The 13,671-nt window shown below is 57.8% G+C and carries 11 protein-coding genes and 3 pseudogenes; 2 read left to right on the top strand and 12 right to left on the bottom strand.

The window, feature by feature from the left end; translation table 11 throughout:
• Positions 1–217 precede the first annotated feature (217 nt).
• The 9 genes from C1A35_RS31920 to C1A35_RS31880 all read right to left on the bottom strand — a co-directional run bounded on the left by C1A35_RS31920 (position 218) and on the right by C1A35_RS31880 (position 10,453).
• Positions 218–1,132: a sugar phosphate isomerase/epimerase family protein gene (locus tag C1A35_RS31920; RefSeq protein WP_104668251.1), complete on the bottom strand. Its 915-nt coding sequence runs from the start codon at positions 1,130–1,132 to the stop codon at positions 218–220.
• A gap of 36 nt (positions 1,133–1,168) precedes the next feature.
• Positions 1,169–2,380 carry an ROK family transcriptional regulator gene (locus tag C1A35_RS31915; protein ID WP_104668250.1) on the bottom strand — a complete coding sequence of 404 codons (1,212 nt, stop codon included), beginning with the start codon at positions 2,378–2,380 and terminating at the stop codon, positions 1,169–1,171.
• Between the two features lie 44 nt (positions 2,381–2,424).
• Complete coding sequence (locus C1A35_RS31910) at positions 2,425–3,432, bottom strand: SIS domain-containing protein (RefSeq protein ID WP_158665219.1); 1,008 nt, start codon at positions 3,430–3,432, stop codon at positions 2,425–2,427.
• 57 nt (positions 3,433–3,489) lie between these two features.
• The gene (gene glk, locus C1A35_RS31905; RefSeq protein ID WP_158665218.1) at positions 3,490–4,443 is read right to left on the bottom strand and encodes a glucokinase; all 954 of its coding nucleotides are present in this window, start codon (positions 4,441–4,443) and stop codon (positions 3,490–3,492) included.
• Positions 4,440–5,651: a Gfo/Idh/MocA family protein gene (locus C1A35_RS31900; RefSeq protein WP_104668247.1), complete on the bottom strand. Its 1,212-nt coding sequence runs from the start codon at positions 5,649–5,651 to the stop codon at positions 4,440–4,442. The genes glk and C1A35_RS31900 overlap by 4 nt, the downstream gene beginning before the upstream one ends.
• A 123-nt stretch (positions 5,652–5,774) precedes the next feature.
• Positions 5,775–6,923: a substrate-binding domain-containing protein gene (locus C1A35_RS31895; RefSeq protein ID WP_234823087.1), complete on the bottom strand. Its 1,149-nt coding sequence runs from the start codon at positions 6,921–6,923 to the stop codon at positions 5,775–5,777.
• 68 nt (positions 6,924–6,991) lie between these two features.
• Positions 6,992–7,951, bottom strand: coding sequence for an ABC transporter permease (locus C1A35_RS31890; protein ID WP_104668246.1), 960 nt, complete (start codon positions 7,949–7,951; stop codon positions 6,992–6,994).
• On the bottom strand, positions 7,951–8,946 hold the full coding sequence (locus tag C1A35_RS31885; RefSeq protein ID WP_199773084.1) for an ABC transporter permease: 996 nt from the start codon (positions 8,944–8,946) through the stop codon (positions 7,951–7,953). Before C1A35_RS31885 ends, C1A35_RS31890 begins: the two co-directional genes overlap by 1 nt.
• Positions 8,939–10,453: a sugar ABC transporter ATP-binding protein gene (locus tag C1A35_RS31880; protein ID WP_104668245.1), complete on the bottom strand. Its 1,515-nt coding sequence runs from the start codon at positions 10,451–10,453 to the stop codon at positions 8,939–8,941. Before C1A35_RS31880 ends, C1A35_RS31885 begins: the two co-directional genes overlap by 8 nt.
• 260 nt (positions 10,454–10,713) lie before the next feature.
• On the opposite strand from C1A35_RS31880, the pseudogene C1A35_RS37385 reads away from it, so the two are divergent.
• Positions 10,714–10,937: pseudogene (locus C1A35_RS37385) on the top strand (IS110 family transposase); the annotation flags it as partial.
• A gap of 186 nt (positions 10,938–11,123) precedes the next feature.
• On the opposite strand, the pseudogene C1A35_RS37380 reads toward C1A35_RS37385, so the two are convergent.
• The 3 genes and pseudogenes from C1A35_RS37380 to C1A35_RS31860 form a co-directional block, all read right to left on the bottom strand.
• A pseudogene (locus tag C1A35_RS37380) lies at positions 11,124–11,363 on the bottom strand (TetR/AcrR family transcriptional regulator); the annotation flags it as partial.
• A gap of 393 nt (positions 11,364–11,756) precedes the next feature.
• Positions 11,757–11,912, bottom strand: a pseudogene (locus C1A35_RS37235) (family 20 glycosylhydrolase); the annotation flags it as partial.
• Between the two features lie 65 nt (positions 11,913–11,977).
• Positions 11,978–12,667 (bottom strand): GntR family transcriptional regulator, encoded by a 690-nt coding sequence (locus C1A35_RS31860; protein ID WP_104668241.1) that lies wholly within the window; start codon positions 12,665–12,667, stop codon positions 11,978–11,980.
• Between the two features lie 187 nt (positions 12,668–12,854).
• Here C1A35_RS31860 and C1A35_RS31855 point away from each other — a divergent pair, with 187 nt between their 5' ends.
• Entirely contained in the window at positions 12,855–13,637 is a 783-nt protein-coding gene (locus C1A35_RS31855) for an SDR family NAD(P)-dependent oxidoreductase (protein WP_104668240.1), read from the top strand.
• Positions 13,638–13,671 lie beyond the last annotated feature (34 nt).

The raw sequence follows: 13,671 nt of genomic DNA, 5'->3' as shown, positions 1-13,671 counted from the left end.
CATTCCAACTTTGCAGAAACAGGACACTTTAACTTTGCGGCTACATCATCTGGTTGCGTAAGAGTTCTTATGGAACTGGACGGTCATTTGGGAAGTGTTGCTTTTTCGACGATGGCCCGTTCTCGATTTCCCTGATGCGTCAGACTGTTGCGAGCGCTCATATTCTTCTCAAAAGCAACAAACAGCCTGTTTTTGGAGGCGCGATCAGCTTGAACCACTAACCTGCATTCGTTAGACCATCGCGCCAATAGTTGCAGCTGCTGGTCACGTCAGCCAGAACCTGATCGTCCGCCATCTCAAAGGCCGGGAATACCTCAATCGTGAGATGTTCGACGACCGAAGCCGGCGTGTTGGTAATGGTGGTGAGTACCTGCTCTGGATGGATGACGCCAACCTTATTGGTCTCCTCCGTGAAGCACCAATGGTGATCGCGCTTTCCATCGGTTTGCTGAAGGTGCACAATGGGGCTAAGATGACCGAGACTGCTGAGCCAAAGATACGGGTCTTGCTCAGCTCTAGGCAGATCAGACCGGCATGCATGCCCCACATCGTAGCAGTAAGCGACAACTGCTCCAGTCATTTCCGCGAAGCGCTCGGCGAGACCTAGGCATTCAGCAATAGTGCTCGGATATTCCCGTGCGATTGGCATGGGCTCCCACAGAAGGTAGCGCAGTCCCGCCTGCCCTGCATGATTTGAAAGCTCCGAGACTCTTTCTAGTTGCTCCTGCGCAAGCGCTCGGCGGCGCCCCAGGTTAAGGTAGTCGGCTACACTATATGCGCCCATGTGGCCGCCGAACGTGTCGGCCCCGACGAGAGCGCAGAATTCGATGCCACGCTTGTATCGCTCTAGTGCAGCCACTCGCATCTCCGCATCGGGATGCAGTAACAAGCTGCCGCAATAATCGATAAGGCCCGAGAACACGCTCGATATTGCAATCCCATTATTCTTGCATGCCGTTCGGATGCGGGAGGCTTGCCTTTCATGCCACTTCGGCCCACCGGTTAAATCAACGAGATCCAATGACAACTGCACGTCAGAGATACCCATGCGCGTGGCGATCAGATCCGCCCACACCTCCGGCTCAGGCCAGCGCTTCATCGCAAAGCCGTTGTTCAGGCTGAGTTTAAGCATTTACATCTCCTTCGGCCCCAGGTCGATTATTCGCAGTCAGGTCTTTAGCGGCATCGCCGCACTCACGGGTGTCAGGTGTCCGAAGCTATAGAAAAGTGGCAGTACAGCCGCGCCGAGGGCAGCCACCTCCAGTCCGGCTGCACCCAGGATGACCCGCGGAGTCTCACGGCGCTGGCGCGACGAGATCGAAGGTGGCAGCGGAAGAGCTCGACGTTCCAACTCCGCAAGTACCGGATACGGCATGAAACCGTTGACGACTACAGTCTCTGGATCGAACATATTTTCGAGATTGACCACCAGAAGACGCAAAACGGCGGCTGCTTTGTCCATCCATGTATCGAATTGCCGCTCCCCAGTGTGGAGACGGTGCAGAAGTTCGTCATACGTTGGTGGTGTTTTTTCATAGCCGAGATGCTCGTAGGCCGCGTGGACTGAAAGATAAGTCTCAGCGCATCCTTGGTTTCCACAATAGCAGCGTCTTCCATCAGGATAAACGGTAAGATGACCAATCTCGCCGGCGTTCCGGAATGCGCCGCGATAGGGCTGACCATTGATCAATATGCCGCCCCCCAGGCCCGTCCCGACGAAGATGACGACGACATTCCGATGCCGGCGTGCTACTCCGAAGTAATGCTCGCCCATCGCCGCAGCCGTGGCATCGTTCTCTACTGAGACGGGCAAATTGAGCCGTTCGGCGAGACGGTCGGCGACCGCTACGTCAGCCCAACCGGGTAGGATCGTCGGCCCGTCGCTAGCGAGCGAGTCTACTTCGAAAGGCCCGGGCATAACAACGCTTACCCCACAGATCTGTTCAAACTGGACATGGGCATCGGCGACGAGCTGGCGCGCCGCTTCCTCAAGGGCTGCAAGTCCACTCTGCGGATTGGGGCTGTCGACCGGCACCATGATCTCTCCCCGTCGCACCCCCGCAAGATCTAAGAGCACGCCTATCAGCCAGTTGTGATCGAGTTGCAGGCCAATCGAATAAGCGCCGTCGGGGTTAATCGAGAGTATTTTCGGAGGTTTGCCCCGCAAACTGCTAACTGGTTTTTCCAGAAGCAACGAAGCTCCGATCAACTCCTCCGCGATGTTGGACGTGGTCTGCACGGAGAGTCCTGTGATCCGTGCTACGTCCGCACGCGATAGCGGGCCGTGGACCCGCAGGGTCTCGATCGTCACACGTCTATTGTGGTCGCGCGCGTTTTCGAGGTTGGCGCCGGAAAACGCCCCTGCGTTGGTGAGATCCATCTGCCTCAATTTCTGTATTCCTTCCTGCAGCTTCGTATCTGCTACTAGACCGTCACGGTTACCTTCTGCAATGCCCTTGGCGAATCCACATCAACACCGCGCATGCCGGAGGTGCTCTCGGCGAGAGCGTAGAATCGCGCGATCATCGCGATCGCCTCGACTACGCTGTTGGGTGCATCGGGCATAGGCAGGCAGTCGCGCGACTGATTGCAGGAAACAACGAAAACGCGCGCGCCCAAGTCCCGGGCCTTATCGGCGGCGGCGAGAGCGCCGACGGACGCCTCGTCGGACGGGACAAACATGATGACCGGGCGCTCAGGCGTGATAAGCGCGGCAGGTCCGTGCCAAACCTCAGCCGCGCTGAATGCCTCCGCGAAAACATAGCTTGTTTCCTTGAGCTTCAGTGCCGCCTCGCATGCGATGGGATAGCCGGCTCCGCGTCCGAGAATGAGTGCGCTATCGCACCTAGCGAGTGCATCTTCAGCCACGCCCCAATCCGCCGTATAGGACCGCTCCACCAGCTCCGGCAGCGCACGAAGCGAATCGAAGAGGTTTCTATCGCCCGTCCATTCCGAGAGGATGGCCGCAATCGCCACTAAGCTGCAAACAAAACTCTTGGTCGCTGGCAGAGCGAGCTCCGGCCAGGCGCCTATCGCCACGGCGATATCGGCATTCTGCCCCAGGCGTGAATGCGGGCTGTTGACGAGCGAGATCGAAAGAGCGCCGGCGGCACGGTTGCTACTATGGAGTGCGTTGATATCCTCGCTGGCACCGGATTGCGAAATCGCCCAAGACACCGCGCGATCGAGCCGCAGCGATCGTCGGTGCACCGACGACAGCGACGGACCGACCGAGGCGACAGGTACTCCTAGCCGCGTTTCGACCATGTACTTCAGGAAGGCGGCAGCGCAGTCGGAACTCCCTCGAGCGACTGTGATCATTACGGCCGGCGAATGCGCTCGCAGTCGGCGACCTACATCTTTGTACAGTGAACCATACTGGTCGATTTGGCGTGCGATGCAGCCAGGGATTTCGGCGATCTCACGCTTCATCTGAGTGTCGCGACGAAAGGCTGACTCCGTTGACATAGCTATCTCTCCTTTTGTCGACTACACTGCTCGTTCGAGCAGCTGCATGCAGCCCTTTAGAGCGGCGAAGGGGTCAGTGATAAGGAAGACACCGACATCTTCGAGAAATGGCCCGCCCCGACCTTTATTTTTGAAGCGGCTATGCAAGGCGCTGCCCTGCAAAAGCGGTGCTAGTTCGTTCAGCAAATCGCCGTTTAGAAAGACGCCGCCGCGGGCGCCCAATGTAAGCGCCGCGTTCCCCGCTACGTCCCCCAGTAGGCTTAGGAACATGTCGAGCGCCTCGCGCTCGCGCGAAGAACTATCCGCCATTCCGCGCTTCACGATCTTGTGGGACGAGGCCGCCGACATTCCATCGACACCGTCGACGACGCATAGCGCGTTGAAGAGTTCGACCAGTCCGCTGCCGCACAAAACGCGCTCGGCGGACACGCGGCCGAAGCGGTTGCGCAAGATCTGCCAAACCGCCACCTCCCGTTCAGTATGTACCGGCAGAGTTACATAGCCGCCTTCGCCTGCCAGCACGATCGGTGTGTTGGTGTTACCGTAGAGCACCGTTGCGACACCAAGTCCGGTACCCGGACCTATGATCAGCTGGGGCCTGGATGCGCAGCGCTGGGCTCCCCCTGTTCGGACCAGGCTCGTATCGTCAAGCAGCGGTAGCGCCGAAGCAAGTGCAGCGAAATCGTTGACGACCAGTAGCTTGTCGAGTCCTAGCCGGGCCTTCGTCGCACTAATCGAAAATGCCCAGTCGTTGTTGGTTAGACTGACTTCATCGCCGAGGACCGGCGCTGCCACGCCGATGCAGGCGCGCCCAATCCGAACGCCAGCTTTGTCAATGGCGACGCGCAGCGCCTCCTCAAGTGAGCCAAACTCGCTGCAATGGAGAACAATCGGTTCCGACTGGTGTCCATCTACAAAGGCGATGCGGGCCTTGGTCCCGCCAATGTCGGCAACAAGGTCAATGCGGCCCTTCAAGATGTTGCTCCTCGCGCTACCGCCGGGACAAACTCAGTGAGATCTTCCTTGTCGAATTCCACCGTGCGACCTTCTTCTGCGGATTTGTATAGAGCCATAAGTATGCGCACCACCTCGAGCCCATCTTTAAAGGTCTCAGATGGCATATCGCCCATGCGGAACGCCTCCACCATGGAGCGGTTCTCGTTGGTGTAGCCATAGGTGCCGTGTTCGTCCTCCAGCACAGGCATAAGCCCTTGTTCGGAGTTCTGCTTTTCGACAAGGTCCTCCCCAGTGTCGCCTTGCAAATTGCGCGATAGGAAGAGCTTCAGCCCCGACCCCAGTGAATTGTATTCCATGGAGTACTCAGCCCCTAGAACTTCCAACTGAATGCGTAAGCCCGCACCGACATAGGCCCAGGAGGTGGCGCACTCAATAATGACGTCAGTTCCGTCCTCACGGGTCATGATTACTGTGCCCCGCGCGAAATCTTCCGTCGGACGCTTAAGAAAGTCTACTTCAGCCCCCATGCTCTCTGTTAGCGAACGGGCATAGTCTTCGCGGTTCCACTTGACCGTGGCGATGATGCCAGTGGCGGATTTGGGCCTTAGAGTTTCGCGCGACGCACCGGGTGCCGTCAGAAGGAAGCGGGCGACCTCCACGCTGTGGCACATCATGTCGAGAAGCACACCGCCCCCCTGCCGCTCGCCTTGCCAGAACCAAGGTTCGTGGGGGCCCGAGTGTTCTTCGGTCGCTCTTGCTATATAGGGCGCTCCCGAAACTGAGGCGGCACGCTGCCAAAGAATGGATTTGCCTCGAGCGACCGCGGTAGCGAACAGTTGGTTCTCAAGATAGCCGTGCAGCAGCGCGGATTCCTTGACCAACGCGAGCATTTCCTCCGCCTCACGAAGTGTTCGGGCAAGAGGCTTCTCACACGCAACTGCGCGCAACACGCCAGGATTGGCCACGGCAAAGTCGCGGATCGCTCGCATTGTTTCCAAGCGGGCGTGGTTCGGCACCAGTATCCAGACGGCGTCCACTTCTCGTGACGATAAAAGAGCGTTTAGATCGGGGTAGGCAACACAAGGACCTAGCTTCAAGTCATTTGCCTTTGCGGCAAATGCTTCCCTTCGCGCCTTAGTTGGTCCATATACTCCGCGTACCTCAACGTTGCGTACCGATTGAAGCGACTCAAGGTGAAAGTTGGCGATGAAGCCAGACCCGACCATACCAATCCGCAGGGTTTTTAACTCATTTAATGTATTGGACACGATTAATTCCCTCGTGTGATTCGATTTATCGGGTGAGCCGGGCGACGCCCCAAAGGCACCGCCCAGCTCCTCGGGAGGAGCTTACTTCCAGCCACCCCAGACCTCGGGGTAGCCCGCCATGCCCTCGCAGCCGCAAAGCGCGTAGTGCTGCGGAGGCATCGTGGCTTGTGTGTACTTGCTAAGCGTATCCGCGGTGATCGTTGGCTGAGGCAAATACCAGATCGGGCCTGGAACCTTCTCGCCCCTAAGAATCTGGGTCGCTGCGATGATCGCCGTGCGCCACTGGAAAGTGGGGTAAGTCGGGGCGATCGCCGTCATATTTTTTTCCTTCCACTTCGCCAGGAAGTCTTGCTGGTCTTCTCCGGTGAAAACAGGGATATCGACGCCGAGGTCTTCGAAAGCCTCGATGGCGGCCACGGAGGTTGCTCCGGCATCCATCCACACGGCGTCGATCTTGTTGAACCGCTGCAGGTAATCCTCAACGATAGACTTTGCGATCGCGCGATCGTCGTTGGTGAACTCGGAACCAATAAGCTTGATCTTGGGCTCGGCCGCGAAGATGCGTTCAGCTGCGGACCAGCGTGTCTCAAGGACGTCCACACCGGGAGCGATACGAAGCGCGAGTACGTTGCCACCCTCCGGCAGCGCATCGATTATGAACCGTGCCGCTTGGGCGCCAAAGGCGTAGCCGCCGACCGGCGTGATGAAGGTGACGGGGCATTCCGTCGCGACGCCACGCGAGAACACAATTACTGGCAACTGCGCACAAGCCCGCTCCACTGCCGGAGTAAGTGCTGCCGTTGTGTTCGGGGTCACAAGCAACACATCGCACTTCTTGCTCGCCAGGAGGTCGTCGATATCGGCGATTTGCTTGTCGTCCTTGCCTTCACCGTCAGTGACAATGAATTCCTTGATGTTCGAATGCAGCTTGATCTCTTCCCGCATGGTTTTGTAGCCCACGACCTGCCACGGATTGAAGATACCCGCGTTTGAGAAGCAGATCGTGCCCGCGCCATTTTTCTTGTACTTCGATGTGTCGCGGAAATTGTCGGTCATGGACTGGAGCCAAGGCTTAGCTGGGTCGCCGATGGGCGTTGCACCCAACATCGCGATCTGGCGGTCGTGCTCCGCTTGATCGAAGAAATCAGCATCCTCCGCAAGCGCGGACATGGCCATCGACACCGCGAAAGCAGCGACGGGGAGGCATTTGAACGTGCGTTTCAGTGACATACCCTTCTCCTCCTTAAAGTCGGCGAGATGTCCCGCCGGTTGATTGCCAGAACACGCTCTGGCTGCGCTCACTTTCTGCGCGCGGAGTAAGCCACCGCGCAGATTATAATTAGTCCCTGGACCACGTCTCGCATTGGCTTGGGAAAGCCCCAGATGTTCAGCAACGTGAACAGTGCGTGCAGCGCAAGTGCGCCAGCTATGACGGGAAATACCGATCCTCGTCCGCCCAGGAGCACCGCTCCTCCAAGTACCGCCGCGGAAATGGCCTGCAGCTCGTAGCCATCGCCGGCTGAGGTCGAGACGCCCGAGAAACCGCTGAGTAGGGTTGCCGCGATCGCGGCACTCAGCCCGGAGAACATGAAGGCTGCGATCCTGATGCCGGCTACGTTGACGCCCGACAGCGTAGCTGCACGGGGATTAGACCCGACCATGTAGAGCTGACGCCCAAAGCTAGTGCGATGGAGAATAAGCCATGCCACCGCGCCGAACACGATTACGACAATCAGGCTGACAGGAAAGCCAAATACACTGTCGCGCCCTAATGCTCGGAAAGTGTCAGGGAGATTGCCCCGCGCCGAACCTCCAGACATGTAGAGCCCCCCTCCCCGCAGAATGAGCAACATGCCGAGCGTCGCAATGATGGATGGCACCTTCCAGAACGAAACAATGAGGCCATTGACAGCACCGGACATCAGTCCGACCAAAACGCACAATGCGATGGCAAAATAGGCGAGCTCGGGGTTGCCGTTCAGGAGCAGAGCGCAAATCAGGATCAGGAAGGTGATTAGGGATCCGACGGCAAGATCGAAACCGCCGGAGACGATGACGAACAATTGCCCAACGGCTAATACCATCAGGGGTGACGAACGCCGTAACAGCTGCATCATCGGCCCGTAGTCGAGATAGATCGGGTTCGACAGCACCATCGCGGCGACGATTGCTATCAAAATGAAGTAGATCGGTTCAATCGCGCGCAGTCTAAGAAAGCGTTTGGGAAGCGTACCGCTCTTTGTCGAGATAATGCTCATTACGCGACCTCCTCGCGGGACCTGATCGAGTAGACGGCTACCGCAGCAATGATGATCGCCCCGCGCAGCACCTGCTTAAGGTAGGGGTCGATGCCGAGTTGATTGAATAGGCTGTCGATGAAGCCGAGGATCAGTACGCCGGCTAGGGTGCCGAACACCCCACCGCGTCCGCCGGCGAGCAGCGCTCCGCCCACAACGACGGCCGCAATGGATTCTAGGTCATAGATTCCGTCGGGGCCAACCCACGGCGCGCCGGACCCGAGCCTGCTTACGAGAAACAGTCCAGCCGCGGCGGCCAACAGTCCGGCGATGGCGTGAGCCAGCATAATTACGCGCGTGGTGCGGATGCCGGCTAGGCGCGCGGCTTCCTTGTTGCCCCCTACCGCGTATAGATGCGCGCCAAACCTGGTGCGAACGAGGACAAAGCTGGCAAGAGCGACGAGAGCCGCCAACAAGAAGATCGGCGCTGGAAGGCCTAACAGCCGCCCATATGCAAGCTGTTGATACTCACGCGGTACAGAACCTGCGAAATTCTGAAAACTGGTGTTTAACACGCCCTGGATGATGAGGCCGGTGCCCAAAGTTGCAATAAGCGGATTCACATTGAGTCGGGTGACAAGCACACCGTTGACCACTCCGATCAGCGCCCCTCCCAGCAGTATGAGCGGAACAGCGACCGCTATCATTGATGGGTCACCCTGCATAATGAAAGAGGCCAGCACCGCTGCGAGCGAGATAACGAACGCTACGGACAGGTCGACCGATCCGACGAGGATGACGAAGGTCTGTCCAACCGCGACGATGGCCAGTGTGACGGAGCGCTCCAGCATATTTGAGATGAACGCCCACGACATCCCGCCCGCCCGGCTATAGACTGCGAGCAATGGCACGGACAAGAGCAGCATCAGCATTAGCGCCCAAAAGATCGGGGGCACGCGGCGCAATATCCTGCGCCAGCGGACCCTCGGGCCAAGATTGACTATCAAACTATGCATGAAGCTTGCCTCCTGCCTCGAGTAAAACGTCGGCCTCCGCCGCGTCGGGTGGGAATTCGGCGACGAGCGTGCCGTCTCGCATCACAAGCACGCGATCGCTAATTCCAAGTACCTCGGGCAGTTCTGAAGATAGAACGAGAATTGCCCTTCCCTCGTCGGCAAGCTTTCGCAGAAGGCCATAAATCGTGGCTTTGGCGCCGATGTCGACACCACGCGTCGGCTCTGCCAGGATTAAGATTTGAGCATCGACAAGGAGCCATTTTGACAGCACTACCTTTTGCTGATTTCCTCCGGAAAGGCTCGATGCAGGCGCCTCCAAGTCGGTAGGAGCGAAGGCAACGCGGTCAAATATCGCCTGAGTTGCGCGGGCGCCGGCAGGATCGGGTACGCCCAGCCAGCCGGTGAGAACACACTTGGCGAGTAGAAAATTTTTGCGGATCGCGTGTTCGAGCGCTAGCCCTTCGTTTTTACGATCTTCCGGGACGAAGCCGATACCGGCCCGCATCGCTTGTCGAGCGTTGGTGAGAGTAAGCGGACGACCATCGAGTTTAACTGCACCCTCCCGGAAGCCAGGGCTTCCCCAAAGCGCGTAGGCGAGCTCGGACCGGCCAGAACCTTTTAGCCCAAATACGCCCGTGATCTCGCCACCCCGCAGCTCGAGATTTATGCTCGATAGGTTCTGCCCGAATCCTCCATTAATCGTCAGGGTGGGCTTGGCATGACCCAGCACGCCCTTCCTGGGCGGGTAATACTCTTCGAGCCGCCTGCCGATCATCGCGGAGACGAGCTGCTCTGGATCCACATCAGCCGTCGGGGTGGACAACGCCTTGCGCCCGTCTTTAATGACGGTGACCTCGTCACAGAGATCGAAGATTTCCGCCATTCGGTGTGAGATGTAGATGATGACAAGGCCGCTCGCGCGCAGCTTACGGATCAGAGAGAAGAGGACGCGGCAATCGTCCTCGGCTAGTGTCGCTGTAGGTTCGTCAAAAATTAGTACACTGACGTCAAACGCAACCGACCTTGCGATCTCGATCATCTGCTGGCTTGCTACGCTGAGCCCGCCGACGAGTGTGTCCGGATCGAGGTCAATCTCAAGGCGCCGCAGGATCTCGGCTGTGCGGGTCCACATAGCTTGAATTTGGAGGCGACCGCCGACCACGAGCTCGCGACCGGCAAAAATGTTCTCCGCAATCGTCCGATGCGGGAATAGGTTGAGTTCCTGATGGACGATGCTGATCCCATGCGCTTGCGCCTCTCGCGGATGGTTCATGACGATTTGCCGTCCATCCATCATGCAATCCCCTTCGTCCGGCGCAACAGCGCCAGTTAAGACCTTCATTAGGGTTGATTTGCCTGCACCGTTTTCCCCAACAAGGCCGTGAACTCGCCCGCGGAAGAAATCGACACTGACGCTCGTAAGCGCCTGAACGGCACCATATCTCTTGCTGATATTGCGCAACGAAAGCGTTGGCTCCGCGCCAATCGCCGTGCCAGCCATCCCCATTTGTGCTCCTCCCGTTCGACGCCTCCGATGAAGGCAGTAATAGCGCTTCAATTTATTATGTCAATTTGATTTTATAAAGATGCTTGATTCACAGAGCCCGATGATTTGATACCAGAGACGTCGCCATTGGGCCCCCGGTCGGCGGTATTTCCGGACTGGCGTGGGCAAGTTTGATGTTTCATTGAAAGTTACGGCGATCTCGGGTCGGGAGGTAGGAAAGCGGATCTGGCGGGGAAAGTGCCCTTCGACCCAACGCTTCTGGCCTCATCGTACCCAAAAGCACAGGTGGGGTTTTTGATACCAATGTTCGGGAGCTTCTGGAGAGGCAAACTTCTCTGGCACAGGCGTGTGGCGCGCGCTTGCGGATAACGTATCGGCGCGCCGTTACGGCGTTCTCTTACGTTGCCGCCATCGAGGATCCAACTTCCTACTTCGCGCTCGGTTGGCGCCTGGCTCGGGCTCGCCCACTCGCCGCTATCAAGCCTTTGTACGTTTGATGGGTGCAGGGGCTGTGCGACGGGCGATTTCTCTGACGCCAAGCCCGGATGGCGCCGAATCCAAGTTCAGGAACGATCTGCGTGAGCGCGGCCACAATGTTTGGTGACGAGTCGAGGTGGGAAATGAGTTTTGCCGCTTCGGCGCGCTCTTCTTCGGCGAAGGCCACGATAATGGAATCTTTGGTCGGGAAACAGCGGTAGAGCGCCCCGGCGCTCACTATCAGGGCCTCGCAGATCTCTTGCATCGTAGTTTGGTGGATACCTGTCGACGGTCGTGGCGTTACTCTTTGCCGGCTATCCGCTGATCGACGGATTCGCTGGTTTTTCGACCCTTCTGGGGGACATTTCTGCTGAAAGTCGAAGACAACAACGTCGTCTGGGCAAAAATCACCGAAAGTGGGTCGTTCGACCAAGCATTGTTTTTTGAGCCGGTGGCAATCTCATGCGCTCCCTTGAGAATTTCGCACTTCCATCTTCTTCTTACCAAGCAGGCGTCGCAGTTCCGTAACCAGGTTCTGGAGCACGCGACACTTGGAGGCCGGGACGACCTCTTCCTTTACTTCATGGTTAGCCTGGCTCTGTTTCCTCATGGGGACAGAGTAGAATCATGCTGTTTAAATCGAAACGTTGCGCAGCACGCAGCACCCTTCTGGTGCGCAGCGTGGGGACTTGGGATCGTAACGGACGTATGTGGAGACCTCGAATTACCGCTGAATTGGTGATCGGCGGCGCGGCGGGAGTGGCACCGCGCAGGCCAATCCAGCCCGCGACGCCATCTGATAATCCCGACACGCTAGAACACCGGGCGGAGCGGTAGCCGCAAAGCGATGCCAGTCCTTCTCGCTTTTCGGCTTCTGGGCGGCCTCGACGAAAGCCGGGAGGCGCGGGAAAACGAGGCGATTGAAATATCCGCGCGAGACGAAATGCTCCGTCCAGATGCAGGCCTGCACGCCTCGAGTCCTGTGTGCCGTGTGCTAAACGGAATCTCTTTTGAACGAAAGCAGCGCCGGTGATCTTCATACCCTCGCTATCGTGGTAAGTCCGCGCGCAGTAATTCGATGAAATGAATGCTAGAGCCCTTGACGTGCCGTTCCACGACACGCCCAGCACCCTCGATGTCCTGATGCCGCACGGCCTCGAGCAGCAGGCGATGTTCCTTCAAAATCTCCTTACGCCGCGCCAAGCTGATCGCGTAGCGCCGCCCCAGCAATCCGACCAGGATGCGTTTTTGCTTCCATAATTCGATGGCTTGCTTGTTATAATGGCGTCGATAGGTCAGGCCATGAATTTCAGTGTCCAGGCGGCGATAGATTTGCGCATCGGCGAAATTGTGTTCTTCGAATTTACCGATTAGATCGGCGAGTTCCTGAATCTCTTCGGGAAGCGCGAATTCGACGAACCGGCGTATTAGATAGGGTTCAATCAACGCCAAGAGCTCGTAGGTGTTGCGGACGAATTGCGAGTCGATCGGCCGCACGAAGGCGCCCTGGTTGTGGTTGATCAGGACAAGGCCCTCGCCCTGAAGGCGCTGCAAAGCTTCGCGTATCGGATTCGAGCTCGTCTCGAAACGTCGGGCAAGCTCTTGAACCTTGAGTCGTGATCCCGGCGCAAGAACACCCTCGACCATGGCTTCGCGAATCCGATCGTGCACGGCAGGCGTTGCCTGAGCATCGTCGTATGGCTCCCATTCCGTCTCATGCGGACGACCGACCACCATGCCTACCTACCTCCTCTACAAAAACATTACGCGTCGTCCGTATTTACCGGAACACGGATTCGGGACGAAGCAGAATTTTCGTCCCTCAATGATCACAAAATTATACATTATTCTTTGACATTTGCGTAGCATGTCGGTATTAGCTCGTTGGACAACATTTCTGCATTGCGCTGTAAGAGGATGACACGTGGCTACAAAAGAGCATTTGCCCACCTCGCTTTCCGGCAGAATCGTCATTGTTACCGGAGGCGGAGCTGGTATCGGCCTTGGTGTCGTCGAGGCGGTCAGCGCAGCCGGCGCCCGCGTTGTCGTCGCTGAGAAGAATTCCGCTCTCGCTCAAAGTGTGGCGGAACTCGACCTTGATACGGATTTCATCGAGACTGATGTGGGGAACCCGGAGAGTGTTTCCCGTCTCTTTCAGCTGGTCAGCGATCGATACGGCAGGCTCGACGGTCTGGTGAACAATGCCGGCCTGACAGTCACGGGGGATTTCCTCGACTTTCCGTTGGAGAGTATCGAGTTGCTCTGGAGCGTCAATCTGCGCGGGTCGCTACTATGCGCGCAGCAGGCGGGCAGGCTGATGCGCGCCGGCGGGAGCGGTGCCATCGTCAACATTGCGTCGAACCACGCGTTTGCAACCGCGCCGGGCTTCGAAATGTACGCCGCCACAAAGGGAGGCATTGCTTCGATGACGCGCGGAATGGCGTGGAGCCTCGGTCGATACAACATTCGCGTGAATGCGGTTTGCCCAGGTCTGACACATACCGAGGTGAACGATGCCGAGGTCAAGGCCAACCCGGAACTGGCCGGCATTTATGCAGGTTGGCACGCAACCGGCCGCTACAACCACCCTGTCGATGTCGGGGAAATCGTCGCCTTCCTGCTTTCGGACGCTGCGGTCGGCATTACAGGTGCCAACATTGTTGCCGACAATGGCATGTCTTCCTTGCTCTACTCCATTTCCAAATAGCCAATCGGGTATCGGCCCGAAGGCATATCGTCCT

Source organism: Ensifer adhaerens, from assembly GCF_002940685.1.
Classification (GTDB): Bacteria; Pseudomonadota; Alphaproteobacteria; order Rhizobiales; family Rhizobiaceae; genus Ensifer; species Ensifer adhaerens_E.
Note: the sequence above shows the minus strand (reverse complement) of the source record. Positions and strands in the feature narration are given on the sequence as shown.

Bases quoted from the DNA above. Each gene is read 5' to 3' on its own strand.
- C1A35_RS31895 (WP_234823087.1), bottom strand. From the start codon at position 6,923: ATGTCACTGAAACGCACGTTCAAATGCCTCCCCGTCGCTGCTTTCGCG.
- C1A35_RS31860 (WP_104668241.1), bottom strand. From the start codon at position 12,667: ATGGTGGTCGGTCGTCCGCATGAGACGGAATGGGAGCCATACGACGAT.
- C1A35_RS31885 (WP_199773084.1), bottom strand. From the start codon at position 8,946: ATGCATAGTTTGATAGTCAATCTTGGCCCGAGGGTCCGCTGGCGCAGG.
- C1A35_RS31920 (WP_104668251.1), bottom strand. From the start codon at position 1,132: ATGCTTAAACTCAGCCTGAACAACGGCTTTGCGATGAAGCGCTGGCCT.
- C1A35_RS31915 (WP_104668250.1), bottom strand. From the start codon at position 2,380: ATGGATCTCACCAACGCAGGGGCGTTTTCCGGCGCCAACCTCGAAAAC.
- C1A35_RS31900 (WP_104668247.1), bottom strand. From the start codon at position 5,651: ATGGTCGGGTCTGGCTTCATCGCCAACTTTCACCTTGAGTCGCTTCAA.
- C1A35_RS31880 (WP_104668245.1), bottom strand. From the start codon at position 10,453: ATGGGGATGGCTGGCACGGCGATTGGCGCGGAGCCAACGCTTTCGTTG.
- C1A35_RS31890 (WP_104668246.1), bottom strand. From the start codon at position 7,951: ATGAGCATTATCTCGACAAAGAGCGGTACGCTTCCCAAACGCTTTCTT.
- C1A35_RS31910 (WP_158665219.1), bottom strand. From the start codon at position 3,432: ATGAAGCGTGAGATCGCCGAAATCCCTGGCTGCATCGCACGCCAAATC.